Annotated in this window: 29 protein-coding genes and 1 pseudogene; 12 read left to right on the top strand and 18 right to left on the bottom strand. The window is 67.1% G+C overall.

Translation table 11 applies throughout. The features are described from left to right. The first annotated feature begins 628 nt into the window (after positions 1 to 628). Positions 629 to 1,186, top strand: a complete 558-nt coding sequence (locus ACFYVR_RS25195) for a hypothetical protein (protein WP_387478519.1) — start codon at positions 629 to 631, stop codon at positions 1,184 to 1,186. 85 nt (positions 1,187 to 1,271) lie between these two features. On the opposite strand, the gene ACFYVR_RS25190 is transcribed toward ACFYVR_RS25195, so the two are convergent. Together ACFYVR_RS25190 and nrdH are read right to left on the bottom strand one after the other, a co-directional pair. Next, positions 1,272 to 1,553: a hypothetical protein gene (locus ACFYVR_RS25190; protein ID WP_387478516.1), complete on the bottom strand. Its 282-nt coding sequence runs from the start codon at positions 1,551 to 1,553 to the stop codon at positions 1,272 to 1,274. A gap of 269 nt (positions 1,554 to 1,822) precedes the next feature. Beyond that, positions 1,823 to 2,029: pseudogene (gene nrdH, locus ACFYVR_RS25185) on the bottom strand (glutaredoxin-like protein NrdH); the annotation flags it as partial. A gap of 507 nt (positions 2,030 to 2,536) precedes the next feature. Between nrdH and ACFYVR_RS25180 the strand changes: the two are divergent. Then, entirely contained in the window at positions 2,537 to 2,815 is a 279-nt protein-coding gene (locus tag ACFYVR_RS25180) for a ribbon-helix-helix protein, CopG family (protein ID WP_387478513.1), read from the top strand. 180 nt (positions 2,816 to 2,995) lie between these two features. Here ACFYVR_RS25180 and ACFYVR_RS25175 read toward each other — a convergent pair whose 3' ends face one another. The 14 genes from ACFYVR_RS25175 to ACFYVR_RS25110 form a co-directional block, all read right to left on the bottom strand. Next, a complete protein-coding gene (locus ACFYVR_RS25175) occupies positions 2,996 to 3,310 on the bottom strand; it encodes a hypothetical protein (protein WP_387478510.1) in 315 nt (104 codons plus the stop codon). Between the two features lie 104 nt (positions 3,311 to 3,414). Next, positions 3,415 to 3,810 (bottom strand): hypothetical protein, encoded by a 396-nt coding sequence (locus tag ACFYVR_RS25170; RefSeq protein WP_387478508.1) that lies wholly within the window; start codon positions 3,808 to 3,810, stop codon positions 3,415 to 3,417. Between the two features lie 192 nt (positions 3,811 to 4,002). Further along, positions 4,003 to 4,560: a hypothetical protein gene (locus ACFYVR_RS25165; protein WP_387478506.1), complete on the bottom strand. Its 558-nt coding sequence runs from the start codon at positions 4,558 to 4,560 to the stop codon at positions 4,003 to 4,005. Positions 4,561 to 4,582: 22 nt separating this feature from the next. After that, positions 4,583 to 4,981 (bottom strand): hypothetical protein, encoded by a 399-nt coding sequence (locus ACFYVR_RS25160; protein ID WP_387478504.1) that lies wholly within the window; start codon positions 4,979 to 4,981, stop codon positions 4,583 to 4,585. Beyond that, the gene (locus tag ACFYVR_RS25155) at positions 4,959 to 5,765 is read right to left on the bottom strand and encodes a ParA family protein (protein ID WP_387478501.1); all 807 of its coding nucleotides are present in this window, start codon (positions 5,763 to 5,765) and stop codon (positions 4,959 to 4,961) included. The genes ACFYVR_RS25160 and ACFYVR_RS25155 overlap by 23 nt, the downstream gene beginning before the upstream one ends. A 232-nt stretch (positions 5,766 to 5,997) precedes the next feature. Continuing rightward, complete coding sequence (locus tag ACFYVR_RS25150; RefSeq protein WP_387478499.1) at positions 5,998 to 7,479, bottom strand: ParB/RepB/Spo0J family partition protein; 1,482 nt, start codon at positions 7,477 to 7,479, stop codon at positions 5,998 to 6,000. Positions 7,480 to 7,686: 207 nt separating this feature from the next. Further along, positions 7,687 to 7,959, bottom strand: coding sequence for a hypothetical protein (locus ACFYVR_RS25145; protein WP_387478497.1), 273 nt, complete (start codon positions 7,957 to 7,959; stop codon positions 7,687 to 7,689). After that, on the bottom strand, positions 7,956 to 8,288 hold the full coding sequence (locus ACFYVR_RS25140) for a hypothetical protein (RefSeq protein WP_387478495.1): 333 nt from the start codon (positions 8,286 to 8,288) through the stop codon (positions 7,956 to 7,958). Before ACFYVR_RS25140 ends, ACFYVR_RS25145 begins: the two co-directional genes overlap by 4 nt. A gap of 258 nt (positions 8,289 to 8,546) precedes the next feature. Continuing rightward, positions 8,547 to 8,675, bottom strand: coding sequence for a hypothetical protein (locus ACFYVR_RS25135; protein ID WP_387478493.1), 129 nt, complete (start codon positions 8,673 to 8,675; stop codon positions 8,547 to 8,549). Between the two features lie 46 nt (positions 8,676 to 8,721). After that, positions 8,722 to 9,159 (bottom strand): hypothetical protein, encoded by a 438-nt coding sequence (locus ACFYVR_RS25130; RefSeq protein ID WP_387478490.1) that lies wholly within the window; start codon positions 9,157 to 9,159, stop codon positions 8,722 to 8,724. A gap of 372 nt (positions 9,160 to 9,531) precedes the next feature. Further along, positions 9,532 to 10,512 (bottom strand): DUF3560 domain-containing protein, encoded by a 981-nt coding sequence (locus tag ACFYVR_RS25125; RefSeq protein WP_387478487.1) that lies wholly within the window; start codon positions 10,510 to 10,512, stop codon positions 9,532 to 9,534. 27 nt (positions 10,513 to 10,539) lie between these two features. Next, a complete protein-coding gene (locus tag ACFYVR_RS25120) occupies positions 10,540 to 10,737 on the bottom strand; it encodes a hypothetical protein (protein WP_387478484.1) in 198 nt (65 codons plus the stop codon). A gap of 396 nt (positions 10,738 to 11,133) precedes the next feature. Further along, a complete protein-coding gene (locus ACFYVR_RS25115; RefSeq protein WP_387478481.1) occupies positions 11,134 to 12,408 on the bottom strand; it encodes a replication protein in 1,275 nt (424 codons plus the stop codon). A 264-nt stretch (positions 12,409 to 12,672) separates the two neighbouring features. Continuing rightward, positions 12,673 to 12,873 (bottom strand): toxin-antitoxin system, encoded by a 201-nt coding sequence (locus tag ACFYVR_RS25110; RefSeq protein WP_387478478.1) that lies wholly within the window; start codon positions 12,871 to 12,873, stop codon positions 12,673 to 12,675. A 292-nt stretch (positions 12,874 to 13,165) separates the two neighbouring features. Here ACFYVR_RS25110 and ACFYVR_RS25105 point away from each other — a divergent pair, with 292 nt between their 5' ends. The 3 genes from ACFYVR_RS25105 to ACFYVR_RS25095 are packed head-to-tail and all read left to right on the top strand — an operon-like array spanning position 13,166 to position 16,169. Next, positions 13,166 to 13,669 carry an ImmA/IrrE family metallo-endopeptidase gene (locus ACFYVR_RS25105; RefSeq protein WP_387478475.1) on the top strand — a complete coding sequence of 168 codons (504 nt, stop codon included), beginning with the start codon at positions 13,166 to 13,168 and terminating at the stop codon, positions 13,667 to 13,669. An 8-nt stretch (positions 13,670 to 13,677) separates the two neighbouring features. Beyond that, positions 13,678 to 14,802, top strand: a complete 1,125-nt coding sequence (locus tag ACFYVR_RS25100; RefSeq protein ID WP_387478473.1) for an MAB_1171c family putative transporter — start codon at positions 13,678 to 13,680, stop codon at positions 14,800 to 14,802. A gap of 17 nt (positions 14,803 to 14,819) precedes the next feature. Then, complete coding sequence (locus ACFYVR_RS25095) at positions 14,820 to 16,169, top strand: cytochrome P450 (RefSeq protein ID WP_387478471.1); 1,350 nt, start codon at positions 14,820 to 14,822, stop codon at positions 16,167 to 16,169. Here ACFYVR_RS25095 and ACFYVR_RS25090 read toward each other — a convergent pair. Then, on the bottom strand, positions 16,145 to 16,561 hold the full coding sequence (locus tag ACFYVR_RS25090) for a hypothetical protein (RefSeq protein ID WP_387478469.1): 417 nt from the start codon (positions 16,559 to 16,561) through the stop codon (positions 16,145 to 16,147). The two genes, ACFYVR_RS25095 and ACFYVR_RS25090, sit on opposite strands and share 25 nt — an antisense overlap. Then, on the bottom strand, positions 16,558 to 17,343 hold the full coding sequence (locus tag ACFYVR_RS25085) for a hypothetical protein (RefSeq protein WP_387478466.1): 786 nt from the start codon (positions 17,341 to 17,343) through the stop codon (positions 16,558 to 16,560). Before ACFYVR_RS25085 ends, ACFYVR_RS25090 begins: the two co-directional genes overlap by 4 nt. A gap of 175 nt (positions 17,344 to 17,518) precedes the next feature. Between ACFYVR_RS25085 and ACFYVR_RS25080 the strand changes: the two genes are divergently transcribed. The 7 genes from ACFYVR_RS25080 (at position 17,519) to ACFYVR_RS25050 (ending at position 25,960) form a co-directional block, all read left to right on the top strand. Next, on the top strand, positions 17,519 to 18,637 hold the full coding sequence (locus tag ACFYVR_RS25080) for an insoluble domain protein (protein ID WP_387478464.1): 1,119 nt from the start codon (positions 17,519 to 17,521) through the stop codon (positions 18,635 to 18,637). Positions 18,638 to 18,760: 123 nt separating this feature from the next. Then, complete coding sequence (locus ACFYVR_RS25075) at positions 18,761 to 19,537, top strand: hypothetical protein (protein ID WP_387478461.1); 777 nt, start codon at positions 18,761 to 18,763, stop codon at positions 19,535 to 19,537. 20 nt (positions 19,538 to 19,557) lie between these two features. Continuing rightward, positions 19,558 to 21,549 (top strand): cutinase family protein, encoded by a 1,992-nt coding sequence (locus ACFYVR_RS25070; RefSeq protein WP_387478458.1) that lies wholly within the window; start codon positions 19,558 to 19,560, stop codon positions 21,547 to 21,549. A 122-nt stretch (positions 21,550 to 21,671) separates the two neighbouring features. Then, the gene (locus tag ACFYVR_RS25065; RefSeq protein WP_387478455.1) at positions 21,672 to 23,252 is read left to right on the top strand and encodes a peptidoglycan DD-metalloendopeptidase family protein; all 1,581 of its coding nucleotides are present in this window, start codon (positions 21,672 to 21,674) and stop codon (positions 23,250 to 23,252) included. A gap of 72 nt (positions 23,253 to 23,324) precedes the next feature. Beyond that, positions 23,325 to 23,966: a hypothetical protein gene (locus tag ACFYVR_RS25060; protein ID WP_387478452.1), complete on the top strand. Its 642-nt coding sequence runs from the start codon at positions 23,325 to 23,327 to the stop codon at positions 23,964 to 23,966. Then, a complete protein-coding gene (locus ACFYVR_RS25055; RefSeq protein WP_387478450.1) occupies positions 23,963 to 24,550 on the top strand; it encodes a hypothetical protein in 588 nt (195 codons plus the stop codon). The genes ACFYVR_RS25060 and ACFYVR_RS25055 overlap by 4 nt, the downstream gene beginning before the upstream one ends. A 9-nt stretch (positions 24,551 to 24,559) precedes the next feature. Beyond that, positions 24,560 to 25,960 carry a MinD/ParA family protein gene (locus tag ACFYVR_RS25050; RefSeq protein ID WP_387478447.1) on the top strand — a complete coding sequence of 467 codons (1,401 nt, stop codon included), beginning with the start codon at positions 24,560 to 24,562 and terminating at the stop codon, positions 25,958 to 25,960. Positions 25,961 to 25,973 lie beyond the last annotated feature (13 nt).

Below are 25,973 nucleotides of genomic sequence, written 5' to 3'. Positions count from 1 at the left end.
CGGGTGGTGCGTGGGGTGGTGGTCATCCCGTCGGCTGGGGGCGTCTCGACCGTGCCGGTGTCGCACCTGCAAACACGCTTTTTCGTTTGCGGGTGTGGCGGCGGTGCGGTAGCCCTCGGCCGGGTCGACGGGATGGCTGCCGCCCCTGCCGGGGTGGTGTGGGGTCGATCCTGGAGGCTGCCGGGGGTGTGGGGGCGGCGAGCGCCCCACGGTTTTCCCGCCGCGCAGCGGCGGGGCCGGCCGGGGGCCGGCTACGCCCCCGCATTGGCAGGTGCCGCGGGCTCGAGCTCACCCGACGCCCGGTCCGGCGGCGGTGAACCTGACAGGTGCTCGCTGGGTCGAGAGCCGGCGGGAGCTGCCCAGGGCGAGCACGTGCAGGAGTGCGCCCCGAAGTCTTTGGCTTTTCGGTTTGACCTGGCGTTTCGGGACGTTCGTACACCGTCAGGTAAACTGTCCGCAGAGCCATCTCGCATGGCTGATCCCGAGTTCAGCGGCGCCCGCATCGCCGAAGAACGTTTGAGGGCAAGGTCCTACGGATCTGCGAATGTTTAGTCCTATCCATGCACTGACCGTGCTCGGAGGATGCGGGGCAACCCGGGCAACGATTCCAGTGATGGAGGACATTCTCATGACCAAGAACGCTGCTCAGAAGCGTGACGCTCGCGCGTATCAGGCTGCGCACCCCGGCGTGACGTTCCACGACGCCATGCGTGCCGTCAAGCGCCCGGCCAAGGGCTCATCTCCCCGGACTTCTCCGGTGTTGAGCGCGATCTCCGGCAGTCTTCGCTCGCTCCAGGGCAAGCGGCTGACGAATGATCCCGAGGAGATCAAGTTCGGCGCGTGGACGCTCGATCTCGACAGCGACCTCGAGTCGGCGGAGGTCTACAACGTCGAGATCGACGACGACACCCTGGATGTTCGGATCCACGAGGTTCTCCCCGACGGCGGCAAGCTCGGCGAAGCGCGCATCAACGCGGTGCTCACCTACGAGGCGCACATCTACAAGGCCGACTACTACGCGGCGACCGCCGACGGGGCTCCTGAGGTGGATTGGTACGTGTTCGACGGGGATGCGAGCGAGCACTATGTGCTCGTTCAGGGCGATGTCGAGGTCGAGCTGATCGCGCATGTGCAGATCAACGGCACCGATGTCGAGCTCGAGTTCCAGGGCGTGAAGGCTCGGTAGACGCCTTCGGGTCCGGTGAATCGGAGGTGGGGGCGGTGCAGTATCGAGGCCGCTCCCACCGTTCGATTACTGGGGAGCCCGGCCCCTAGTCCTTGTTGTTCGCTCCGAAGTAGAAGCCAACTGCGGTGCCCGTCAGGGTCAGGACGGGAGTGAGGATGATGCCGAGTTCCTTGAGCTCGCCCACCTCGAGCCAGCCCGCGATGAAGCTGGCCAGGGATCCGATGGTGACGAGCGCCAGGAGGATGACCAGGATCATCGCGATGGTGCGGCGCGTTTCGTCGTGAAAGGACGGCGGAGGCCCGATCCGGGGAGAGTCGAGGCCTCCCCTGGGCGCAGGCTCGTCGGCTTCGAAGATTGAGGAGTCCACGGCCATCACCGATCGCCCATGTCGCAGAGAATGAAGACCCCGAGCCGGCCATACGGATCGGGGTCTTCAACCTCTTCGAAGTAGGTCGGCTGCGTGTTCTGCGGGCGCGGCACTTCGAGCAACGCGGTTACGCCGTCGAGCCCATTGGGTACCGGGTCATCGTCCTCGGTGAAGCAGAACGCCTCCGTCGCCTCGATGTCGTGGACCTGACTCGGCTGACTGGTGAAGTGCGACGGGGGCTCCTCGGTGAGTGTCAACGATGTGCGGTGAATCCGGTCGGGGCGGAAGCCGGACCAGTGATCGTCGTCTGCGACCACGACGGGGGCCTGCAAGTAACCGAGCGCCATGACGTAGTCCCGGGCTTCCGGGTCTTCGGAGATGTCCACGACGCTGTATTCGATGCCGGCCTTGTCGAGGGCACGGTATGTGGCGTTGCACTGAACGCATTCCGGCTTGACGTACACGGTCACCATCAGTCGCTCCTCTTCACTCTCGCGTTGCGAAGAGAGTGACTGTCCCGTGTAGTCGTCGCCTTCGCCTGACGGAGGTCAGCTCCGGACGATCGAGTCGGAGCACCCCCGCATCCAGTGGCCCTCTCAGACCTCTGCGATATGGAGGGTAACACATGGTGCGCGCAGTTAACGCACTACACCCCCATTGAGTGGTGTTAGAAGACACTTTGGATGTGTGTTTGATGTACATCGAGTGTGTCGATCTGTTGCATAATTCCCCGCGCGTAGTTACAGTGGACGCGTATACGGAGCCGAAACTCCAGGTCAAACTGACTAGACACAGGGGCCGAAGGGCCACCACCATATGCACGTTCCGCTTTGGCGACGGGACATGCCACACAAGATATGAGCCAACCAACCGGCAGACGCTTCCGATTGTGATGAATCGGAAGCATCGCCCTATCTGCACGGTTGAGGCCCCAACGTGCGAGCCGGGATCTTCCCCCTTGTGCTCGCGGAAGTGAGTAACCGATGAGCAGCATCGATCAACGGAAGGCGACCAACAGCGAAACAGCTCGGAGCGGAGACGCCCCGAGCGCCACGAAGTCGATCCGACTGAGTGTGAACATGAACCCCGAGACCGCGGATGCCCTGAAGGAGATCGCCGAAAGCAACGGGATCTCCGTAACCGAGGCGGTGCGCCGCGCCATCTCGGTTGCTCACTTCATCGAGGCCCAGACCCGAGCAGGAAAGTCCGTCCAGATTGAGGACCCCAAGACGGGGAAGGTTCGCGAATTAATCATGATGTGAGACGTGAGCCGCTGCGGCGGCATCGTGAACGCCCGAAGGGTGGTGGTCCAGCAGTCTGGATCACCACCCTTCGGGCGTTTTCGACCGAAGCTGCGGCCCATCGCCAACCTGCGAATCTCAGAACTGTGGCCGCCTCAGCCAGCAGGATCCCGCCTCAGCCAGCAGGATCGGATCGGTCTGTCACTTGCAGGGCCGGACGGCCGCGGCTGGGCACCATTGGTCGACGTCGAGGTGTCCGCGGCCGTTTCCGGTGGGGATCCGAAACTGGATTCGGCAGATCCAGGCTCCGCCCGTGGTTCGGGCCCAGGCGCTCAGGGTCCCGGGGACTTGGAGGTCGAGGGCGAGTCCTTCGGCGCGGACGCGGAGCGGGATCGTGTTGGCGGGGTGCTCGGCGGACTGGCTGATGGCGGTGGCGATGTGCACGATCACCGGTGCTGGCGGGTCGACGACGCGGTGTGGTGGCGGGTCGAACTCGGTCGGCCAGTATTCGAACATATTTTCGAGTTTATGCGATAGAGTTGTCGCCAACACCGGTTGGGTTGCGGAGGGAAGCCGCAGACCAGCCGGTGTTTTTCGTGGCGGCAGCGTGAGCTTGTGGTTCAGTCGCGATGTCCGCTGGGTTCCTTGATCCGGTAGGACTCCTCGACGGCCTTGAGGCTCTGAGTTTTGCTGGCCCGGTCGACTGCGAACACGCCGGCGAACGTGGAGCCGATTGCGGAGATCCAGACGAGAATGATGAGCCAGCTGGGGATGGTCTGTCCGTTCAGCTGGTTGTACAGAGCGAGCCCTGATGCACCTCCGGCGATGGCCGCGGCGGAGCCGAAGTTGATTACGCGGTGACGCAGTGCGGTCACCTGGCTGATGGCCGTGTTCGGCGTGATGCCGACTGGGCTGTAGTTGCGCAGCTGTTGGAGACTGCGGTAGGCCGGGGCGAGGAAAACCGGGGCCAGGACGGCCAGGAGCACCGCTAGGTAGGCCAGCAGGGTGTCGTTCATGAGCGGATCCTGTCATTGGGGTCGGACATGTCTCGCCTGGTTGTGGCCGTGTCGGGGGGTGTGGTTATGGTCTTGCCAGCGGCAGGCAGTGGGCCGCTGCCCATACTCGAATGGTTTGGGGCGCACCGGTCGTCCTGAGCCCGGATCCGGGGAGAGTTCCCTGGATTTGAGGGGCAGCGACTTGCTGCCTTTCTACGTTCGCGGGCCGGTCGGGGGGCAGGCAGTCGGCTCGGTCGCGTCGTTCCGGGACGAGACCGTCAACGGCTTCCCGGTGATCCCGGGCCATCCGGCGACCATGCGTTCGGTCGCGGCGTGGAGTTGGTTGAACTCGTCGACGATGACGCGCAGGAACTCTCCCGGTTCGGCGGTGGGGTCCGGGTAGAACTTGATGGTGTTCTGGTCGTCGATGTCCATGACGTTGTAGTCGTCGAGGTCGAGGCCGTCGGGCCAAATCTGCTTGACTTCGCCGCTCAGCCAGACGTCACCGCTGATGCTGTAGGAGATTTCCAGACTGCTGGGGTGTTCCAACGGCTCGGTGCCGCCGTGCGCGTCGAACTGCGCATCGACCCCGAACATGGGGTCGCCCCAGATGGTGCGATCCCAGGTGATGACGTCGCGCTCGATGGCGGACTGGACGAGGTAGTGGGCGCCGAGGTCTCGGCCTCCCCATCCGATGCAGGGGCCGAGCCGCTCGAGGCGGTCGGTGTGCAGCGTGAGCAGATCCGCGGCGCCGCCACTGTGGGTACTCACTGTGTCCCTCCGTCGGGGGTGGTTAGCGGGGTCCGGGGCGGAGCTTGCCTTCACGCTGGGGGAAGGGTTCGCCGTTGTTGTACTGCTCGCGCAGCTGGGCGTTCTTTTCGAAGAGGGCCTGGTCGAGGAGTTGGGTGAACGTGCGCGGGGCGTTCGGGTTGTCCTTGAGGAAGGCCACGGCGTTGAGGGATTCCTCGAGGATCGACAGGGTGATGGTGACGCTGCGGGTCTTGGTGTCGATGTTGCGGCCGGTGCCGACGGGGCGGCCGATCTTCTTGCCGGCGGTCTTGTCCGACTCGGCGCCACTCCCCTGCCCTTCGGCGGCCGGCGTCTGTGCGGCGGGTTCCGGCGTGGGCGTTGCCAGTGGGTCGACGGGGCTGGCTCCGGAGAGCGAGCTCTTAAGCCTTTGCGGGCGTGCCATTGTTTTCTCCGATCAGTGCGATGGTGATGTCGCTGAAGATGGTGGCGAGGCTGCGGGCACGGGCGGTGCCCCAGTCCTCGAGGCTCCGTTGGGCCTCGGAGGCGTCCTTGATGACGACGGCCTTGGGGATGGGGTAGCCGATGATCTCGGCGTGGGCGGCGATCTCGTCGAGTTGTTCCTGACCGGCGATGGTCTGGGCCTCGTGCAGGTTGATGATGACGCCGCGGAGGGTGAGGTCGGGGTGGTAGCTGCGACGGACGGCGTCGATGGTCCGGCGGAGCCGGTCGAGGCCGTTGGCGCTGAACAGGGCTGATTGGGACACGATGACGACCTGGTCGGCGGCGACGAGGGCGTTGATGGTGAGCTGGTCGAGGCTCGGTGGGCAGTCGATCAGGACGATGTCGTAGTTGGCTCGGACGCTGTCGACGGCGTCACGGAGCCGGTGTTCGCGGCCGGCTCCGGCGAGGACGAGTTCGTCGCGGACCGCGGCGAGGGTTTCGGCGTCGGGGATGGTGGCGGCGAGGTCGACGCCGGGCCAGATTCCGGGGCCGATGATGTCGGTGAGGGTGGCGTCGGATCGGTCACTGAGGACGTCGGCGATTCCGGCGTCACCGGGGTGGATCGGTTCGCCGGTGAGGATCGTCGAGAGGTTGCCTTGGGGGTCCATGTCGATGGCGAGGACCTTGAGCCCGTGGCGGGACAGTGCGGCGGCGAGGTGGAACACGGTGGTCGTCTTGCCGACGCCACCTTTCTGGTTGCAGAAGGCGAGCACGGTCGCTGGCATGGGCTGCGTCCTTTCGTCGGTTTCGAATTATGCCTTAGTCCAGTTAGAAATATCAACTGATTTATAGGGTAATTCGGGTTGTGTTTTTTGGGTTTGTCGCGTTCTGGTCGGTTGGCCGCGGCAGATGGCGCAGGCGGCGGAGCAGGCTCGATGCCTGCTTCGCCGGCTTCGGCCGGCCCGGGCTGCGGGGTGAGGTCCGGGTGTCCGGTCCTCCCCCGCTGCCCTGGGTGGGTTAGCCGGTGATCTTGGGGGTGTTGCCGCAGGCTTGTTCCTCGATCTCGCTGAGGGTGTAGCCGAGGGATTCGATGTAGCGGAGGTAGTGCGCGGTGTCGCTGTAGTAGTTGCGCCAGCAGTGGTTGTTGGTGACGGCTTCGTGTGCGGCGAGGGTCTGGATCCAGGAGAGCACGAGGGCGCGCGCGTCGCTGGCCTTGGCGATGAGGGGGACGACTCCGGGTTCGGGTCGGTAGCTCGTGGTGTCGGCGTCCTTGGTGCCGAGGATGTCGTTGCGGATTCGGCCGGTCCGGTAGCTGGTGAGCAGCTGGGCGCGGGTGGCGAGGGTGTTGGCGATGAAGGCGGCGGCTCCCTTGGGCGCGGTCTTACGGGTGGCCTGCTTCTTGAGCCAGTCCATGCGGACGGTCTCGGCGCTCCCCCACGCCTTGTTGTTGGCGATGACGCGGCGGCGTTCGGCTCGGGCCGCTTCCTTCCCGTCGTCGTCGGTGGCGGCGCCGCCGCTGTGGCCTGGTTCGCGGAGTCCGGCGGCGGCGGGGTCGAGGCAGTAGAACTCCGGAGTCCAGGTGGTGCGCTCCTCGGCGGCGTCGTGGTGGGTATATCCCTCCTCTGCGTCCTCGCCTGTCTCGGCCTCGAAGTCGATGTCGTCGTAGTCGATTTCGTCGCCGGTCTCGGCGAGGTGGTAGGTGGTCTCCTGCTCCATGTAGACGACGAGGTGTTCGTTGTCGACGTTCTCGATGGTGGCCGGGTCGCCGGCCTCGGTGACCAGGCGGTCGAGCGCGCGGGCGGGGCTGCTGTAGGTGGAGGGGCGGCTGTCGAGGTTGGTGATGCCTTGGGCGATGTAGTCGGCAGCGGCGGCGCGGCGGGCTTCGGCTTCGGCGCGGCGGTCGCGGAGTCGCTGCACGGTGTGGTCGAGTCGACCGGCCCGGATGCCGAACTCGAGCTGGCGGGCGGCGTCCTCGTCTCCCTCGAACTCTGCGAATGCTGCGGCCTGGTCGAGGGTGAGGCCGTCGTCGAGGCGTCGGCGTGCGTCGGCGTTGCCGGTAATGGCGAGGGCTGCGTCGACATCCCGGCGCTGGGTCTTGGTGCGCTTGGCGATCTGGGCGGCACTGACTCCCAACAGGCTCAGTTGCTCGATGGTGTCGAGCTTGTCGGCCTCAGCCAGGCCGGTGCGGTGCTCGTTCTCGGACCACTGGGCGACGAGGCGGTCGATGGTGGCGGCGTCGTCGGTGGCCTCGTCTCCGATGACGAGGACCGGGATGGTGGGCAGGGCTGCCTGGACGGCGGCGGCGGTGCGGCGGTGACCGGTACGGACTCGGAGTGCTCCGTCTGCGGTGCGGACGGCGGTCGGCGGCTGGATGACGCCCTGCTCGGCGATGGAGGCGAGGAAGTCGGCGGTCAGCCGCAGGCTTCCGCGAATGTTGATGTCGACCAGGAGTTCGGTGGGGTCGATGTGGACGAGGGCGGGGGTTGCGGTGTTTGTCATGACTTAATTCTAACGTGTTTAAGTCTCGGCAGGTAGGTATATCTCATTATTTCTAACGTAATTATGTGTGAGATGGGCCACTCCAGATTTACCGTCTGACCTGCGGTGATGCGGTCCTCTTACCCGGCCGCTGCGCAGGATCGACATTCCCATCCGGCGGGTTGCCGGGTGCAGGTGCGGCGTTCCTTGCACAGCCAGCACCGCTGGTTACGCCTGCACCTCGCCATCGCGGTCCGGCGTGGAGGCCGGGACGGGCTCGGCGGCGCCTGCCGCGTGGTCGGGGATGCGTGCGGCGTAGATGTCGCGGACGGCACCGTCGCGGTGTGCGATCTCTTCGGCGGTCATCGCCTCGGCGCGGGCGGGTTGGAGCATCGGACCGAATGCCTCGCGGCAGGCGCCGCACACCTGCCCTGCGGCCGCGACAGGGTTCGGGCAGCCGGGCAGGGTGCAGTCGGCGAACAGGTTCGGGCTGGCGGTCATCGGATCGCCTCGGGGGTGCGGCTCCACGCCTTGATGTGGTCGACGGCGGCGGCCTCTCCAGCGGGGCCGTAGTGGCGGCGGGTGCCCATTCCCCGGTTTCCGTCCTCGTCGCGGAGCTCGACAGTGCACGGGTCGATGTCGGGGTCGTAGCCCGGGGAGATGTGCGCCCATCCGCCCTTGGTGTCCGAGAGCAGGGCGACGGACCATCCGACCTCGTCGTGCTCAACGGTGATCTCGGCGCCCAGGCCGGCCAGGCGGGTGCGCAGTTCTGCGGCCTTGGCGGCGGTCCAGCGCATTCGCGCGGCGTCTCGGTCGTCGATGTTTGTCATGACTTAATTCTAACGTGTTTAAATCTGAGGGGGTAGGTATATCCATTATTTACAACTGGATTAAGTGTGTCCTTCGTCACCGCCGATACAGCGGCTGAACTGCGTAAATGGCTCTAGCCCCGACCGTGGGTCAGGGCTAGGCGGCGGGCTCTCAGCCTGCGATCGGTACCGACTCGAGGTCGGCCGAGATCATGCGGGCCACGTCGTCGGCGGCACCGTCGGGGATCGAGCGGGGGGAGAGTTCGGATCCGGCGAGGATCACGGCGCGGCCGCGCGGCCTGCGGCGACGCGGCGGCTGGTCCAGTAGTCATCGACGGCCAGGCGGCCGACACGGATGGTGCGGTCCGTCTCCACGATCAAGGCGGTCACTGTCGCAACGGTGGTCATGGTCTGTCTCCTCCTGCGGGGGTGCGGCGGCGTGCGGGCTGTCCGGTCAGGGGCGCTCGACACGGTCGTGGACGGCGAGCGCGGGAATCCGGTGCCCGACGACGCGCTCGATGAGTTCGCCGAATCGGCTGTCACTGGTCGTGGCGTAGTTGCCACCGGCCATCGACCACCCGTCTGCACGGGCGTAGCGGTGGGCGCTCTCGTCCCACTGGACCGGCACGAGGTGAGCGAAGCGGCCGTCGTCGAACGGGCGGCGGCGGACCTCGATTGCAACGGCGGGTCGGCCGGCCTCGGGTGCGACGACGCGGCTGCACTCGGGCATGGGGGCCACATCGGCGGCGTGGGCGTGCGTGCTGTCGAGGACTCCCACGAGGACCAGGCGAGCGGCGCGGGAGGTGATGCCGCCGAGTGTGCAGTCGCTCCCGGCTGCGTCGCGCAGGACGGAAAGGGAGAGGCCGAGGCGGTGGGATCCGGCGTTTGTCATGACTTAATTCTAACGTGTTTAAGTCTCGGAGGGTAGGTATATCTCCTTATTTCTAACGGATTTAAGTGTGAGCTGTGCCACCGCTCGAAAGGTGGGTTGCGCTGGGGGTTTCTGGTCGCACGGTGGTGTGCGCACAAACTCGCCGGACCCGACGAGCTGTTCGCGCGGTCGGCTTGGGCTGCGCGGTGGTGTGCGCGCAAACTCGCCGGACCCGACGAGCTGTTCGCGCGGTCGGCCTGGGCGGCACGGTGGTGTGCGCACGTTTCGCCGGCCTCGCGCGGGTGACTGTGCGCGGTCCTGATCGTGCGTGCACACAAATGCGATGGACCCGCACCGGGAGTTGGTGCGGGTCCATCGTGAGGCGGGGGGCGGTTAGGCGGTGTTCTCGCCGGGTCGCCGGGTCTTCCGGGTCTGGGGATCGGCAACATCGGTGATGGCGTCGTACTTGACGGTGTCGGTCCAGCTGTATTCGGTCTCGACGCTGACGCTCTTTGCGTTGACGCGCTTGACCTTGTGCCACCGTCCGCAGACCTTGACGAGGTCGCCGGGGTTGATGTCGTCGCGGGCGTAGAGCTTGCGGCCGTCGGCGTCCTGGGCGGCGCGCACTTCCTCCCAGTACCGGATCTGTGCGTCGAATCGTTCGATGCTGTCGCGCAGTTGTGCGCGGCGGCGGCCTACGGCGGGAGTGTTCGTTTCGGTGTGCCGGGTGTCGCCGACGACCCAGATTGTGCGGCTGTAGCCGTCGAGCTCGCGCTGTGCGGCGCGACGGTCGGCGCTGAGTCGCTCGATGCGGCGGGCGATGACTGCCGGGCTGTTGCGGCGGGCCGTGGTGGTCGTAGCTGCGTCTGTGCGGGCGTCCGCTGCGGCGACGGCTTCGGCAGCCTCGATCCGTGTGCGTGTTGCGGCGTGTGCGCGGTCGTGTGCGCGGCGGTGGCGTCCTTCGGAGTGGTGTCCGATCTTGATGGGTTCGCCCATCGGCGGCAGTGCGTTGTGCGCGGCACGGTCTCGGGCTTCGGCGGCCTCGAGCTGGTCGCGGCGGCGGTCCGCCTTGGCGCTGAGTGCGTCGACTCGGTCGGCCTGCCGTTGTGCGCGGTCGGCCTCGACGGTGGCGATGTCCCGTACTCCGGCGTCAATCGTCACGGTGACATCGAATCCGGTCTCGCGTAGTGCGTCGGCGGTGGCGGTGATGACTGAGGTCTTGGGGGCGGCGTCCCGGGTACGGGGGAGGTACCAAGCGCCGAGGTTGCGCGACCAGCGCCAGCCGTGGGCCTTGAGCGCGGCGGCGCTGCCGTCGTTCTTGGCCGTTCCCTCGATCATGGTTCCGCCGGCCTCGGAGTGAGTGATGGTGAGCATGTCGGGCCTTTCGGTTGAAGTGGTCGGTCAGGCGATGCCGCGCTGGATGGCTGCCGCGACTTCCTGTTCGGTGTGGCCGAGACCGAGGGCGAGTGCACGAGCCGCGCCGAAAAGGTCGATCAGCTCGGATACCTCGACGAATCCGCCCCCGTCGTGCGCGGTGTCGAGATCGCGCGCGGCCTGGGTCACGTACTCGATCGGGGTGAGAACCTCGGCGTTTGTCATGACTTAATTCTAACGTGTTTAAGTCCGGCAAGGTAGGTCTATGCCATTTTTTCTAACGTGATTATGTGTGAGGTGTGTCACCGCCGAAAAGTGGGTGTGAGCTGGGGTTTCGTGGTTGCCGGGTGGTGCGTGGGGTGGTGGTCATCCCGTCGGCTGGGGGCGTCTCGACCGTGCCGGTGTCGCACCTGCAAACACGCTTTTTCGTTTGCGGGTGTGGCGGCGGTGCGGTAGCCCTCGGCCGGGTCGACGGGATGGCTGCCGCCCCTGCCGGGGTGGTGTGGGGTCGATCCTGGAGGCTGCCGGGGGTGTGGGGGCGGCGAGCGCCCCACGGTTTTCCCGCCGCGCAGCGGCGGGGCCGGCCGGGGTCCGGCTACGCCACCGAACTGGCCCCCACGATCACCTCCGCCGGTCCAGCTCGGCGCGGGCGCGTGCTGCTGCGACCGCTTCCTGCTGGGCGCGTCGACGTCGTGCGGAGGCAGCGTCGGGGACTGCCGCCATTGCGGCCGCACGAGCCGTGCCTGATGCGGCAGCTCGCCCGACCTCACGCTGGTGACGGCCAAGCTCAAGCGCTGCGGCTGCCGCGCGACGGCGTTCGGCACGCTCGGCAGCATCCTGAGCGCGGGCCGCCTCGTCGAGGATGTGGGGCGGGAACTGGAGGTCGTGACGTGTGAGGAGCCAACGCACGAAGGCCCGAGGGTTGGTGGGGGTGAGTGCGCGGTCGAGGCGGCGGGCCTCCTGGTCGAGCACGTCGTTCAGGTCAGCACCGGTCCACCCGTGCTCGGCCGCATCAGCCAGCACGAGTGACCATTGGTTGACGGTCAGATCTCGTGCCCAGATGGGCGCTCGTTTGTCCCTGAGCCATCTGGCGGCAAGCAATGCACCCTTCTGATCGACCCGAAGCCGGTTGCAGCTGCTGGTGTCATTGCGCCGCGAAGCGGCTCGATCTTTCACAGCTCGGTTTGTAAAAGAACCATTTCCTAAAGGAGAGAGAAGAGAAGAAAAACGACCCCGGCGGGGGTGGGGTGCCACGGAGGTGGAATTGCCGTCCCGAACTCGGGTTTTATCCACAGGCCGAGTGGGGTGCAGGGCGTAGACGCTCGCCCATCCGCGGGCACGATCACCGACCCGCCACGACGCCATCCGTTCGGTTCGCCGGCGGAGTCGGCCGCGTAGGACCTCCGTGGCGACGCCGAGGAGGCGCAGCGCGGTCCGGGCTCGTTGCACGGTTCGCTCTCCGAGGCCGCTCGTGGCCACGATCGTCGCGACGGTCAGGCGTGAGTTCTGGCCGGTTTCCCAGTCCGCGGCCTTCGCCATGACCCGCGCTACGGCGAGAACGCTGTCGAGCGATACCGAAGCGTCGAGCTGCGGCCGGATAGCCAGGTAGCGCCGCTGGTAGGCGGTCCGGACGTCGCACTCGACCCACACCTGTTCGCCGCGCCAGCGGGCGATGCCGCCGTAGGCGCCGTCGCCGAGTTCGAGAGCGACCCGGCAGTACCGAGCGCACGCGGCGTGTGGGCCACCGAGACGCGTCAGCGTCAGCGGGGTGAGCCCGGTGCACTGGTGACCGTGGACGTGGCCGCTGGCGAGCGTGCGCGGCGTCCGTGGTGTGCCGTACCTGGGGTTTGCTGGCGTGCTGCCGCGGTAGCGGAGCAGCCGGGGGGAGTAGAACATCGGTGCGTGCTCGGTGACACGCGCGCGATCCGTTGAACCTGCGTCAGGGTGCGTTGTACCCTGAGACCACTCAGGCAAGAGTGTCCCTTCGGGGAATGCAGTAATCGGAGTCGCGAGCGTCAACTCGCTTCTCATCTACGTCGACGAACCCCTCGCCCCCGCCCGGGTGGGGGGTTCTTCGTGTCTGAGATGACTCGCTGTACTGCGAAACGGTGTGTGGTTGTCGGTCGGCCCCGCCCGGATCGACCGTCTACGCGCTCTCCGTCACGCGGTCAGTGACAACACCTCCTGATCGAGCTCCATGACGAGCTCGGCGTGCCCAGTGGTGGCCGAGAGCAGGTCAGCAACGTACTGGCTGAGGGAGCTGACGCCGGACTCCAGTTGACGGCGCTCCAGCTCATCGAAGACGGCCTTCGGAACACGACTGACGACGCGCTCACGTTCACCCTTATGTGGTGCTGGCATGGCCTCGTCCCTCCGATCTTCCTGACTCTCGTAATCTGATCCAAGCAGTGCCAGATTCGCCGTCTATCTTGTGCCAGATTCCGGCGAACACGGGTGCGACACGCCGAAAAATCTTCTTGGCTACTTTTTCATCCTAGCTTTGCTCATTTTTCGTACATCTTGGCAGGCTGGTCAAGAGGGCTATGCTCCCCTTTGTTAAACACCTGGTAGAGATCAGCAGGCCATCGGGGGTCTGCTTGGCCGTGTAGTCACCTGTGCGGTCCGCCGGGGTACACGAAGGAGAACTGCTCGCATGGCCAATTGGGGGGGCCGCCGGCGAGAAAAGCTCGCGAACGTGTTGTCACGCGTACCTCTAGAGCCACCGTGGACGGTGGGGGAGTTCCTCACGTGGCTGGAGGAAGACTCGGGACGGGCCGTGGAACTCTCGCCCTGGACCGGGTCGCCTCTCGAACCAGAGAACCGCTGTGGGCTTCTGCTGGGTGGCCCGGATCGCTACGTCATCCGCTACGACTCGACCCGGTCTGTGCGCCATCAACGTCAGCAGATCTTCCACGAAGTGGGCCACGTGCTCTGCCAGCATCCTGGCGAGCGGTTCAAGCCGACCGCGGGCGTCCTGACTGACGGCCTCAGTCTCGCCGGCATCGAGTACATGATGCAGCGCTCGACCTTCGACAGCCCGACAGAGGCCGAGGCGGAGTTGGTGGGAACCCAGCTCGCCGTGCTCAGCCGGGGACCGATCGACCTCGACTCGCGTGGCGAGGTGCACCGCATCGCGCTCACCTTCGACAAGCGATGACGAGTCCGTTGCTGGAGCTCGAGGCGACGTCGTCGCTGCCGCCCTGGGCGAGTGATCCGATGCTGGCGATCCTGGCCGTGGTGATCGTCGGCCGCCTCGTGTTCGTACGGGAACGTCAGCTCGATCAGCAGATCACGTGGCTGCTGTTCTGGTGGCTGGGCGCGGCGGTGTTGCGTGAGCCGTGGATGCAGGGCTTGCTCATGGACGCAACCCCACTCACCCTGTCGGATCTCAGGCTGCTCACCCACGCGGCAGCGATGTGTGGCGCAGGCGCCATCTTCTTGATCGTCCGAGCATTCAGCAACGTGCGCCGCGTCCGTCGGCGAGCGTTCGTGCTGGTCTATTCGATCATCGCGGTCGAGGTTGCCCTCCTGGCGTGGATAAGCGCGCCGGCCCGGTCCGCTGGTATCGCCATCGAGGAGCTCCACGATTGGCGTACCGCGGCCTACATGCTGATCTACTCGTCCCAGATGCCGCTCGCGCTGGCGGCCGTGGCCGCGGCGTGCATTCGGGTCTTCCGGCACGGGGATGAGGCGCGGAGCACCCGAATCTGGGCCGTCCTGATCTTGCTCGTCGGCGCCGTGTCTGCGTTCGACCATCTGACCCGGATCGTGAACGGGATCATGTTGGCCTTGAACCAGCACAACGCGTTCACGGTCTGGCGCAGCGAGTCCAATGACGTCCTGTTCCTGCCCGCGGCGACCGCGTTGGCGATCGTGGTGAGTTGGCCGATCTTCACGGCCATCCGAACCCGACGCGCGAACGACCCGTCGTCGGCGGCGGTCGTCGCGCTGACGCCCATGTGGAAGGACTTGTCGACCGCCATGCCGGCGATCTCACTCCAGGCGACGACAAGCACGCTGCCCAGCAGCGTCGAGCGCGAGCATCGGATGCGGATCGAGTGTGAGGACGCGCTTTACGAACTGCTGCCGTACATGAGCGCCGATGACCGCGCCGAGGACGTCGACCCGGCGTCCCGGTGCGCGGCCATCACCGACGCGCTCGAACGAAGAAGAAGCGACCGCCAACCCTCCTCGCCGGTCTCGGCACCGCGTTGGTTGGCGGATGAGGACGAACTGCTGCGTATCGCCGATGCGTGGTCGACACGGCCTGCAACGGCCGGACTTGTGTAGCCACGAAGGGGAGAACCATGACCAAATCGACGATTCCGCATCCGCCCCGCCGGGTTCCGCTGATCGGCGACATCCTCGGAATGGACCGTGAGTTCCCGAACCAGAACACGCTCGTGCGATTCCGGGAGCTCGGTCCGATCTACCGCCGCAGCATCCTGGGGACGGATCTGACGTTCGTCGGGTCGGCCGAGCTGGCGGCGCAGGTGTTCGACGACACCAAGTGGGAGAAGCACATCGGCCGGCCGCTGGAGCAGCTTCGGCCGCTAGTCGCGGACGGCCTGTTCACCGCCTACAACTGGGAATCGAGCTGGAGCCGGGCGCACGAGGTGCTGGTACCGGGGTTCACGAAGGACGCCATGGTGTCCTACCACGGCACGATGGTCGAGGTCGTCGACGAGCTGTGCAAAGACCTGGAGAGCCGATCGGGTGACTTCGTCCCGGTAGTCGACGAGATGGGCAAGCTGACACTCGAGGTCATCGGGCGCTGTGGCTTCGGGTACTCATTCGATTCGTTCGGCGAGTCCGAACACCCCTTCGTGACTGCGATGAGCCGGGCGCTCACGTACGCGCAGGACACCGCGATTCCGCTTCCCTTCATCGGCAAGTGGCTGCGCCGGAATGAGGAACAGCAGAACGAGATTGATCGCCGTCTCCTGGCCGAGACCGTCGATCAGGTCATTGCGAACCGGCAGGAGTCGGGGGAGCGGCGGCTCGATCTGCTCGACCGAATGCTGCACCCGGAGGAGGGTGCGGGGCTCGACGCCGAGAACATCCGCAACCAGGTGCTGACCTTCCTGGTGGCCGGGCATGAGACGTCGGTGAACGCGCTGAGCTTCGCCCTGCACTTCATCGCCCAGAATCCCGAGATCGCGGCGCGGATGCGGGCCGAGGCGTCCGCCGTCATCGGCGCCGGTCCCGTGCAGTACGAGGACGTGCCTCGCCTGCGCTACACCCGGCAGGTCATCAACGAGGCCCTACGACTGTGGCCGACGGCGCCCGGGTTCTTCCGGGCGGCCAAGCAGGACACCGAGGTTGGTGGGCACAAGTTCTCGGCGGGCGAGTGGGTGTTCGTGCTGCTGCTGGCCGTACAGCGTGATCCGGCCTGGGGCGCGGACGCCGAGCAGTTCAACCCGGATCGGTTCGCGCCGGAGGCCAACCGTGGTCGGCCAGCCGAGCTGTTCAAGCCGTTCGGGACGGGGATCCGGTCGTGCATCGGTCGGCAGTTCGCGTTGCATGAGATGACGCTGGCGCTCGCCACGCTCCTTCTTCGGTTCGACATCACGCCGGAGAACGGATACGAGCTGACCGTGGAGGAGACGCTTACCCTGCGCCCGAAGGGGCTTCAGCTGACGTTCACCCGGGTCTGAACCGGGAACCGGTTGACCTCGGCAATCAGCTTTTCGACGTCCTCGCGGGTCATGGCGGTGGCCCGGGCGGCGAAGTGGTTGAGCCCGCGGTCACGGATGGCCGTCCAGAGTCGAAGCCGCTGGTCGATGTCGATGTCCTTGCCGCCGGTAAGCCGCAGGTAGTCGCGGTCGACCCCGAACAGGTCGCAGAGGGCATCTGCGATCGCCACAGGAAGTGACTCGACATCACCCGCCCTGGCGGACTCGAGCAGTGTCACCGCGACCGGCTCGCCAATCCGTTGCCCGACAAGGGTGGCGACCGCCTGGGTGCTGAGCTCCGGCTCGTCCCTGTGGTGGCAGTAGGCGAACAGGCGGTCGAGCTTCTGTCCGAGTGTGGGGGCAAGGTGCTTCATTTGGCCTTCTCCTGTCGTGCTTTCCACTTCGCGACGAAGCGCTGCTCGGTCGCAGTGTCGAGCTCGCCGGCGCGTCCCGTGAGCCATCGGAGGTAGTGGAGCTCGTCCGCGTCCTCCGCGGTCGGCGGCTCGGGCGTCCGGTTGAGGTAGTCGCCCAGCAGCATCTCGATCATCGGATCCCCTCGCAGCGGGGATGGTTCGGTCGTCTTCCGCTCGAGCTGCGCGGTGAGCCAGGCACGCATGATCCTGTCCACCAGCAGATCGAAGTGCTCGTTGATTTCTCGAATTTCGCCGGCGATCTGTTCGTCCTTCACCGTGCCCGCCAGGCGCTCGTAGAGCTTGGCGACGTCGGAGAGGTCGTTGACCACGGCCAGAGAGAGGGTCACGGAGTCCGCGTCGGCATCAACCGCGCTGGGCGTGGACATCCGGGCCGAGGGAATGTCCTCGGCGGGTACCGGCTGTCCCCCGGAGAGGATGCGGGCAGCGGAGCCGTCGAGCCACTGCAAGCCGACGTCGAGTCTGCGCAACGTCCGTGCGCTGGGATCGGGGATCAGTGCCTTCTCGATCTTTCCGGTGGTCACGTCCGACGGGCCGCCGGCCTCCTTGACCTGATCGAGGGTGAGGTTGAGCTGCCGCCGACGCTCGACGACTGCCTCAGCCAAATGCTCGATCCCGTTCCTCACGGGGCTGACCTTACCGGTGAGCCCACTCATCAACGCCAAACGGGACCGCGAAGGAGCTGCGGATTTACGCCGTTTCATGGCCGCCTCCACCAGTGTCACCTGAAAGTTCCTTCGCATTGTTTTGGCTTGTTTTTGGCCTTATTTGAACCTATAGTTTGCCATGACTTCGTTAAAGCCACGAAGACGATCGCCAAATTGGTCTTGCGGCCTGGCTAGCTAGGCCATCGACGGGAAGGAACCCATGAGCACTCGACGCTCACGCGGACAGCACAGAGTGGCCAGCACAGGACTCGGCGTCACCACCCTGGTTCCGGTAGCGGCCGGTCTACTCGTCGCGTTCGCGCCGACGGCGGCTGCCGCTCCGGGCGACGGTGGCGGGCAGTCCGGCATCACGACTGCACCGGAGACCGGCGGAGGACAGGCCGGAATCACGACGGCACCGCAGACCGGCGGAGGACAGGCCGGAATCACGACTCCCGCACCGGAGCCCGCACCGGTCGTCGAGGCTGTGAAGCCGCAGGAGGAGTTCTGGGTCGCGCCTCCGGCGCAGTACAACCAGGGCACGCAGCCATACGTCGAGTACGGCAACACCACCTACGACACCGAGGACGGGAACGGCGGCGGCACGAACTCGGCACCGCCGATCGACTGGACCGCCCCGCGCACCCCCGCCCCGGTTCTGGATCCGACGCTGCCGATCGAGGCTCCGAAGGACAAGATGCGTTTGGGCCGCGTGATCTTCGATCAGCCGAACTGGATTTCGGAAGTCGACGCGAAGCGCACCAACAACCAGACCGCCGTCATCGAGGCGCAGACGACCGACTTCTGGCGTTCGCAAGGCTTCTCCACCGATGAAGCGGCCCGCATCGCCTCCGCGCAGGTCGGCGGCGCGGCCGCTGGTGCCCTGACTGGTGCCACGGCACTGGGCGCACCGGCCGCGGTGACCGGCGCCCTGATCGGCGGCACGATCGGCGGCATCACCAACGGCGCAGCAGCCGCGACCTTCGTGCAGGGCATCGGCTGGGTCGCGGGCGGAACCGTCGGCACCGCGGCCGGTGCGGCAATCGGCGCCGCAGCGGCGGGTGTGCCCGCAGCGGTGATCGGCGGCGTCGGCGGCGGGGTCATCGGTGCAGTTGCCGGGACGGTCTACGGCGGCGGCGAAGGCGCGACACCGATCGAGACCGTAGTTCCTGACGTGGACAGCGCGGCGATCACCGAGCAGGTCGTGACGACGCTGGACGAGTGGCAGGCCAACCCCGTCCTCGCTCCGGTCGCGCAGGCAGCCGAGCAGGTCGTCACCGTCGACGCGCCGTCTTCGACGAGCAGGTGCGCACCTTCGTGGCCGGTCAGCCGGGCGGTGAGCAGGCACTCGGCCGTGTTGACGAGTCTCTGAATGCGTTCTTCAACGACGCGACCCCGGGTCTGGCGTCGCGTCTGGTCAGTGAAGCGGTCGGGGCCGGGATCGTGCCGGCTGGCGATCCGGCCTGAGTCGACGTCGAGAACGGGGGAGGTACCAATGACGAAGAACAAGGACAGCGGATCGACGCGGGTGATCGACGCCGTGCGACCCCCGCACCGGGTGGATCGAAGTCCGGTACCGCCCCCGTCCGCTCTGTCGACCAAGCCGATGTACGAGCAGTTCGGGTCGGCGGCGAAGCCGGGCAAGGCTGCGCGTTCGCGGGTGATCTCGGCGACTGGGCCTCTGCGCGATCCGGAGCAAGTGACGACACCTCAGCGTGAGCCGGCGCGAGTACCGACCTCGTCACCGGGATCTCGGCCGGACAGGCGCCGATACGCGACTTACGCGGGCCTCGGGCTCGGCATCGTCACGGTCGTCGGTCTAGTCGGGTGGGGTGCTACGTCCCTGATCGGACTTGCCGACGACGATTCGTCGGTCGCCAATCGGGTCACCACACCGGCCGCGGCAAAGCCGGTCGTCGAGGAGTCGGTGGCTGACGGGTGTGCCACCGGTGAAGGTGACACCGCGACCGGCGAAGGCGTCATAACTGCCCTCGAACACCGCTACTACCAAATGCGTTCCGGTCAGGCCGTGCGCGAGTTGATGGCTCCGGACACGCAGTGGGATGTCGCTCAGATTCAGGCCGGGATCAACTCGGTCCCGCTGGGCACGACGCACTGCGTCAAGGTCACCGCGATCGGACCGAACGCCTACTCCGCGCAGATCACAGAGCGCCGGCCCGACGGGGATTCCACCTTCAAGCAGCGCGTGGGCACTGTGACGAGCCCTGACGGGCGAGTGCTCATCAAGACGATCAGTGAGGTGAACGAGTAGTGGCAAAGCGAGCAGCTACGGTGCTGACAGCATCCGTCGCCTTGGTGTCGCCGCTGTTGGTGCCGACGACGGCGGCGGCCGCGGGGACTGGTTGCGCCCGGTACATGGCGGTCCTGGTGCCTGGCACCACGGAAACGAGCGTGAACGCGGACCCGTCGACGCCAGCCGGGATGCTCGGCGAGGTCGGATCGGAACTCAAGAAGAAGTACGGCGACCAGATTCAGGTCGTGTACCCGCCGTACCCGGCGGAGGCATTCTTCAACGGCGAGGCGTACGCCTCGTCGAAGTCGGAAGGCGACCGCGCGACCTCCGACGCGATGGCCCAGTGCACTTCCTCCCAGTTCGTGCTCGGCGGATACAGCCAGGGCGCCCACGTCGCAAACGATGTCGCGGTCAACATCGGCCACGGCCTCGGCCCGGTCGCCCCACAGAACGTCCTCTCGGTCGCTCTGCTGGCGAACCCGAAGACCGGCACGGACGGCGCCAAGCTGCTCGGCCCGGCCCAGTCGGGCCAGGGCATCGCCGGGCCGGCGCCCGAAGGGTTCGGTGCGCTGGCAGGCAAGGTCACCGAGATCTGCAACCCCACCGACGCCTACTGCAACACCTCACCGACGGCCAATCCGTTCCTCGCATCGCTGGGCCGGGTAATCGCGAATCCTCCCGGCACGGTGACGGCTACGACGGCTGCGGCCACAACGAACACCGCAACACCGAACGTCGGCGACACCACCACCGTCGCCGCGTCCTCGGCGGCGGGTGACGGGTCGGACTTCCGCGCCGCAATCTCGCCCGGCAAGTGGGGCACCGCGGATCTTTCCGCGGTCGCGGGATCGGCGTCACGTCTTGCGGATTCGGTCGCCAACCTGCAAGGGGCAGGTGGGGCGGTGACCTCGAGCCCGCGGGCAGTCGACATCGCCAGGATCGCGCAGCAGGCCCGGTTGGTGACCGAAACCCTCGAACCGGTCGCGAAGACCCAGACGTGGCTCACCGAGAACCCCGGCGTGCGGGACACTCTCGCGGCGGCCCCGGAGTCGTCGCCGGAGGCGATGACCTCGCAGGTACTCGGCACGGTTGGCAAGCTCGACATCCCGGCGCTGCTCGAGGCGGCATCGTCGGTGCTCGACACCACCGAATCCCTCCTCGGAGCCCGCGCGAGCGGAACGACCACCGGCACGGCGACGTCGTACGACTCGCTCGTCGCCCCGGCGCAGACGTTGGCCTCTGGGACGGGCGCACTCGCGGAGACTCCGGCCGACCAGCTGCGCACCGCGACGTCGGTTCTGTCGGCGCTGCAACCGAAGTCGATCATCGACCAGGTGCTCAACGTGGTCGCCGGGGTGACCTCGGTCGACTATCCGGCTGTCGCGGCCGGGTTGCAGCAGCTCCCCGGCAAGATCGTCGCCGGCGACATTCCCGCCGCCCACAAGCTGGCGGGCGATCTGAACAACCAGCTCTCGCCGCTGGTCAAGATGGCCGCAGGCGTCGACCTGAAAACGGTGTCGCGGCTGGTGGCGATGATCCCGGATCCGTCCGGGACCGCGGCGACGGTGTCGATGGTGGCGGGCCTGCTCGGCAACGTCGACGTGATCCGGTTGGCCCGCAACGTCGGACAGATCCAAGAGATTGCCTGGAAGGTCATCGAGACCGGTAACCCGCTGGCACTGAGCCAGCTTCTGCCGGTCGGCCTCGACCTGGCCACGGTCGCAGCAGGGGTGCTGATGCCGGGCCAGAAGATGTCCGCCGACCAGCTCAACGCGCCGGCCGATCCGGTCGCCGCCCTGATGGGCATGCAGGCCGACAAGTCCGACTTCGTCGGGTTGGGAACATCGGCGGCCTCGCTCGCCTCGTCCGAGGGCGCGGAGTCCGTGGCGCTCCTCGCGAAAGAGGGCCTAACGGCTGCGAACTTCTTCGCCTCGGGCTCTCACCAGTCCTACGCCGAGTGGAAGCCGACAGGAAAGGACACCGCGCTCGAAACGATCGTCGCGCAGTTCACGCGCGCAATCGGGGGATAGCCGGGCGCGCTGCGGACGGTGTGGGTGACACCGGCCGCAGCGCACCGGAGCCGAGCTCGCTCGGCGACACACATGCCTGGGCGGGCATGAGGAAACGACACATGTGAAGGGGGTGATTGGTGATGGCTTCGGCAGGTACGAAGATCGCCGCGGCAACCGGAGCGGGCGTAATCGCCCTGGGTCTGGTGATATTTGGCAGCGCGAACCGCGAGGAGGCGGACAACTGCCTGCCGAAGGCTCCGCGCGGGACGAACCTCGGTCCAAGTGTGCGGGCGGGGGAAAAGACCCTGCCGGTCAAGACCGGCGAATACACCTTCACCTCCGGGTTCGGTGAACGCTGGGGCGCACAGCACCAGGGCACCGACCTCGCCGGACCGATCGGCACCCCGATCTACGCCGCGCTCGGCGGCATCGTCGTCGCGGCCGGCGACTCGAACGAGGGCGGCGCCGGGTTCGGCAACTGGATCATCGTCGACTCCGAGATCGACGGGCGCACCGTGTCCACGGTCTACGGGCACATGTTCACCGACGGCGTCCTGGTCAAGACCGGTGACACAGTGACCTCCGGGCAGAACATCGCCCGCATTGGCAATGCCGGCGAGTCCACCGGCCCGCACCTGCACTTCGAGGTGTGGCCCGGAGGCCGCCTCGACGGCGGCACCGCAATCGACCCGATGCCGTGGCTCGCCGATGCCGTCGACCCCTCCGGCACCGTCCCCGGCCCGGCTGTCTCTCTTGCGGCATCGAGCAAGACGCTGGGTGCCGGATGCTCCGGGCTGTCCCGGCCCGGCGGCTCGAACCTCAAGGCCGGCTCCGTCCCGCCCGAGTTCGAACCGTGGATCCGCAAGGCGGGCCAGACGTGCGCGGCGGTCGACGGGCCCCTGATCGCCTCGCAGCTCTACCAAGAGAACAAGTTCCGGCACGGCGCCGCCTCCCCGGTTTCCCCGTCCGGCGCAGCGGGCCCCGGCCAGTTCATGCCCACGACGTGGGCGGCGATCGGCAAGGACCACGACGGCGACGGGGTCGCGGACGTCAACTCAATCGGCGACTCCGTGATGGCGATGGCCGAATACGACTGCCAGGTAGCCGAGCAGACCCAGGAATGGCTCCGTGAGGGGAAGATCCACGGCGACGCGACCGAGCTGATGCTCTCGGCCTACAACTGCGGCCCCGGAGCCACGCTCGCTGCGGGTGGAGTCTGCGGATTCCCCGAAACACAGCAGTACGTCAAGGTCATCGTCCAGAAGCGCAGCGAGTACCTCTCGGTGACCGCACCGTCCGGCAATGGGTCCGCAGTCGCCGCCGCCGCGATGTCGTGGCTCGGAACCGAATACGCCTGGGGCGGCGGTGACGTGACCGGCCCGACCAAGGGCACCAGCGACGGCGGTGTCGCCGACTCGTTCGGCGACTTCAACAAGGTCGGCTTCGACTGCTCCGGCCTGGTGATCTACGCCGTCGCCCAAGCCACCGACGGCCGGATCGTGCTGCCGCACCTCGACTCCGCGCAGATCGCCGATCCGCGCGGGCAGAAGATCACCCGCGCCGCGGACCTGCGGCCGGGCGACGTCGTCCAACCGCACCCAGGGCACATCTGGATCTGGATGGGCGAGAACAAGGTGATCGAGGCGCCCCAGTCCGGGGGCGTCGTCCAGATCACCGACTGGACACCACCCGAGACGGTCAACGGAGCGCGCTTCGTGTGACCCCGAGAAGAACACCACCAGAGAGAAACAAGGACACCCCGCCCGGGGTGAGCAACCAGAAGGAGAACCAGCGTGAGTGACGAATGGGGGACCGCCGCAGCCGCGGTCACGTCTCTTGCCAAGTCGCAGGACGTGGCGGCGATGTCCACCGCCGATCTGCGGGCCTGGGCCAAGGATGCCGGCGTTCTGTCGAAGTCCCTGTGGGCCAAGGCGAAGCGGGAGCTGTGGAAGCAGACCGGCATCGATTACGACGCACTGCGCGAGCAGGAGTCGGCGGACCGCGCCCGGGTTCTCGCGGAGTCGTCCGCCTCGGCGCCGCAGGTCGAGTTGTTCGCTGCCGGCGACGAACGCGGCTCGTTCGCCGTCGTCGGTGTCGCGGACACCGAGGACACCGCCTGGTACGGCACGTTCCATCCGGACGACAACATCTTCAAGGCTGGCGACCAGACGTCGGCGGACAGCTCGGCGGCGGGTAAGGCGGTGTTCCTGGCCGCCAAGGTCCGCGAGTCCCTCGGTGTCCCGGTGGTGCGCCTGCTCTTGCACATCGGCAACGAGCTCGTCGACGGACCTCGGTTGGCGGAAATGGCCGCCAAGAAGTCGATCGTTCTCGAGCTGGACGTGGTGATGGAGAACCCGGCGACCGAATGGTGCCTGGCGAACGGGTGGCAGGCGTGGCAGGCGATTCGGCTTTCCGATCTGGTGGTGCCCGCATGACCGGCCGCCGCACGGCCGCGGGCCTCACCCTGGCTGCGTCGGCCTTGCTGATCGCGGGATGCGGATCGGACGAGTCACCGGTCCCGGCACTGCCGACGGCAACGCTGACCGCACCGGACTGGCCGCCGCGCAACTCGACCGCCTCGGCCCCCGCCACGGCGCTGCCGACGGTCGGCGCGGAGGTCGACAGGACCTCGCCCTCCGAAGTGGGACAGGCCGTCGTCGAGACCTGGTTCTCCTACGACACCCGCGCCGACGAGAACCGCAACGACGCCGCGGCCCGCGCCGCCGCGCTGCTGACACCGGAACTTCGTGCCCAGGTGACCGGCGGCGGGCAGGGCATCTCACCGGGCGCGGATTGGCGGGACTGGCAGGCAGAAGGCGCAGTGGTCACGGCCACGGCGACCGAGCAGCCCAACCAGGGCCAGGCGAACACCGACACGAAGTACCACGCGGTGTTCGAGGTGGTCCAGACGGTAACGGCCGCATCCGGTGCCGTACTCGAGACCTCGACGAGCTATGTCGCGGTCGTGGTGTCCAAGACGACCGATGGCTGGTCCGTCGCGTCGGTGACCACCCTCTAGGGGACTGTGATGGACGACAACAGCACGAACATCGCCAACTACCACAGCGAAGCGCCGGTCAACCTGCGCGCGCAGCGACTTCGTCGACGTGAACCGGAGCCGGCCACCGAACCGGAGATCGCCGAGATTGCAGCACCGGAACCGGAGACCGTTCCGGATCCGTACCACGTCGGGCAGGCAGCGCTCGTCACCACGCAGGACGCACCGACGCGGCAGCAGCCCGGGCCCGGGCGCCTGTTCGACAGTGAGACCCGTGCGGCCGACGACGCACCGGCCAAGTGGGGGTTGCGCGGCCGCATGAACGCCGCGCTGGGTCTGAAGATGAAGCCGAAGGAGGGCTCGGCCGAGGTCCGGTTCCGGGCATCGGTGGACACGATTCAGCGCACCCTCCCCGGGACCGCGATGGTGACCGTCGCCAACACCAAGGGCGATGCAGGGAAGACGTCAACGCTGCTCACTCTCAGCGCCATCTTCGGTCAGCACCGCGGGGCAGGTGTCGTGGCATGGGACGCGAGCGAATCCGGCGGCACTCTCGGTGCCCGCGCGGCCCGCACCGTCGAGGTCGAGCGGACCGTATGGGATCTGCTCGACAATGCGGCCCGCCTGGTCGGGCCGGATGCGGCGGCGGGGGATCTGGCCGCCTTCCTGCGGCGTCAGCCCACCCGCGACGAAGTTCTGGCCGGGGACACCGACACCAGCCACGACTACACCCTGGGTTGGGACGAATGCGCGGCGATCGCTGCGGTGCTGCGCCGCCACCGTGACCTGATGTTCGTCGACACCGCCAACAACCCTCAGTCTCCGAGCTGGCAGTGGGCGGTCCAGAACTGCGACTTGCTGGTCGTCCCGCTTCCGATGCGCAGCGACATGGCAGGCAAGGCGTACGACATGCTCGAAGGGCTGCTCAAGCGCGGGTTCGAAGATGTCGTGCGCGGCGCCGTGGTGCTGCTGTGCGCCACCCCGGGTTCGTCTGCGGCGCTCGAAGATCGGATCGTCACGGGCTTCGAGGAATTGGGCGTCGAGACCTTCGTGCGGATCCCGTATGAGCCGACCTTCTCGACGGGCGAGCGGATCGACCTGGACAGGCTCACACAGGAATCGGTCGAGGCGTGGACGAACGTTGCGGCGATCGTGGCCGACCGGTTGGGCGATGCGCTCACCGCGCGCCTCCGGCCGGTCGGCGGATCGGGTGGCAGGCCAGTCGCTTCCCGGCCAGCCCCGGAACCGGAGCCGGAACGGGAGCCGGATCTGTCGTGGATGGACGAACCCACCTCCGAGCTCGCCGATCAAGGAATCCAGTTCACCGCGCCGGAACCCACACCGCCGCCGGCAGTGGCTCCAGCTCCGGCGAAGAAGAAGGCCCCGCCGCCGCCAGCCCCGTTCAACCCGTACAACGCCAAGCGCTCCTAAGCCCAGGAAGGCC

Origin of the sequence: Rhodococcus sp. NPDC003318 (assembly GCF_042879035.1) — a bacterium.
Classification (GTDB): Bacteria; Actinomycetota; Actinomycetes; order Mycobacteriales; family Mycobacteriaceae; genus Rhodococcus_G.
This window is presented reverse-complemented; position numbering and strand designations above follow the sequence as displayed.

Bases quoted from the DNA above. Each gene is read 5' to 3' on its own strand.
- ACFYVR_RS25195 (WP_387478519.1), top strand. From the start codon at position 629: ATGACCAAGAACGCTGCTCAGAAGCGTGACGCTCGCGCGTATCAGGCT.
- ACFYVR_RS25180 (WP_387478513.1), top strand. From the start codon at position 2,537: ATGAGCAGCATCGATCAACGGAAGGCGACCAACAGCGAAACAGCTCGG.
- ACFYVR_RS25175 (WP_387478510.1), bottom strand. From the start codon at position 3,310: ATGTTCGAATACTGGCCGACCGAGTTCGACCCGCCACCACACCGCGTC.
- ACFYVR_RS25170 (WP_387478508.1), bottom strand. From the start codon at position 3,810: ATGAACGACACCCTGCTGGCCTACCTAGCGGTGCTCCTGGCCGTCCTG.
- ACFYVR_RS25160 (WP_387478504.1), bottom strand. From the start codon at position 4,981: ATGGCACGCCCGCAAAGGCTTAAGAGCTCGCTCTCCGGAGCCAGCCCC.
- ACFYVR_RS25155 (WP_387478501.1), bottom strand. From the start codon at position 5,765: ATGCCAGCGACCGTGCTCGCCTTCTGCAACCAGAAAGGTGGCGTCGGC.
- ACFYVR_RS25150 (WP_387478499.1), bottom strand. From the start codon at position 7,479: ATGACAAACACCGCAACCCCCGCCCTCGTCCACATCGACCCCACCGAA.
- ACFYVR_RS25145 (WP_387478497.1), bottom strand. From the start codon at position 7,959: ATGACCGCCAGCCCGAACCTGTTCGCCGACTGCACCCTGCCCGGCTGC.
- ACFYVR_RS25140 (WP_387478495.1), bottom strand. From the start codon at position 8,288: ATGACAAACATCGACGACCGAGACGCCGCGCGAATGCGCTGGACCGCC.
- ACFYVR_RS25135 (WP_387478493.1), bottom strand. From the start codon at position 8,675: ATGACCACCGTTGCGACAGTGACCGCCTTGATCGTGGAGACGGACCGC.
- ACFYVR_RS25130 (WP_387478490.1), bottom strand. From the start codon at position 9,159: ATGACAAACGCCGGATCCCACCGCCTCGGCCTCTCCCTTTCCGTCCTG.
- ACFYVR_RS25125 (WP_387478487.1), bottom strand. From the start codon at position 10,512: ATGCTCACCATCACTCACTCCGAGGCCGGCGGAACCATGATCGAGGGA.
- ACFYVR_RS25120 (WP_387478484.1), bottom strand. From the start codon at position 10,737: ATGACAAACGCCGAGGTTCTCACCCCGATCGAGTACGTGACCCAGGCC.
- ACFYVR_RS25115 (WP_387478481.1), bottom strand. From the start codon at position 12,408: ATGTTCTACTCCCCCCGGCTGCTCCGCTACCGCGGCAGCACGCCAGCA.
- ACFYVR_RS25110 (WP_387478478.1), bottom strand. From the start codon at position 12,873: ATGCCAGCACCACATAAGGGTGAACGTGAGCGCGTCGTCAGTCGTGTT.
- ACFYVR_RS25105 (WP_387478475.1), top strand. From the start codon at position 13,166: ATGGCCAATTGGGGGGGCCGCCGGCGAGAAAAGCTCGCGAACGTGTTG.
- ACFYVR_RS25095 (WP_387478471.1), top strand. From the start codon at position 14,820: ATGACCAAATCGACGATTCCGCATCCGCCCCGCCGGGTTCCGCTGATC.
- ACFYVR_RS25090 (WP_387478469.1), bottom strand. From the start codon at position 16,561: ATGAAGCACCTTGCCCCCACACTCGGACAGAAGCTCGACCGCCTGTTC.
- ACFYVR_RS25075 (WP_387478461.1), top strand. From the start codon at position 18,761: ATGACGAAGAACAAGGACAGCGGATCGACGCGGGTGATCGACGCCGTG.
- ACFYVR_RS25065 (WP_387478455.1), top strand. From the start codon at position 21,672: ATGGCTTCGGCAGGTACGAAGATCGCCGCGGCAACCGGAGCGGGCGTA.
- ACFYVR_RS25055 (WP_387478450.1), top strand. From the start codon at position 23,963: ATGACCGGCCGCCGCACGGCCGCGGGCCTCACCCTGGCTGCGTCGGCC.
- ACFYVR_RS25050 (WP_387478447.1), top strand. From the start codon at position 24,560: ATGGACGACAACAGCACGAACATCGCCAACTACCACAGCGAAGCGCCG.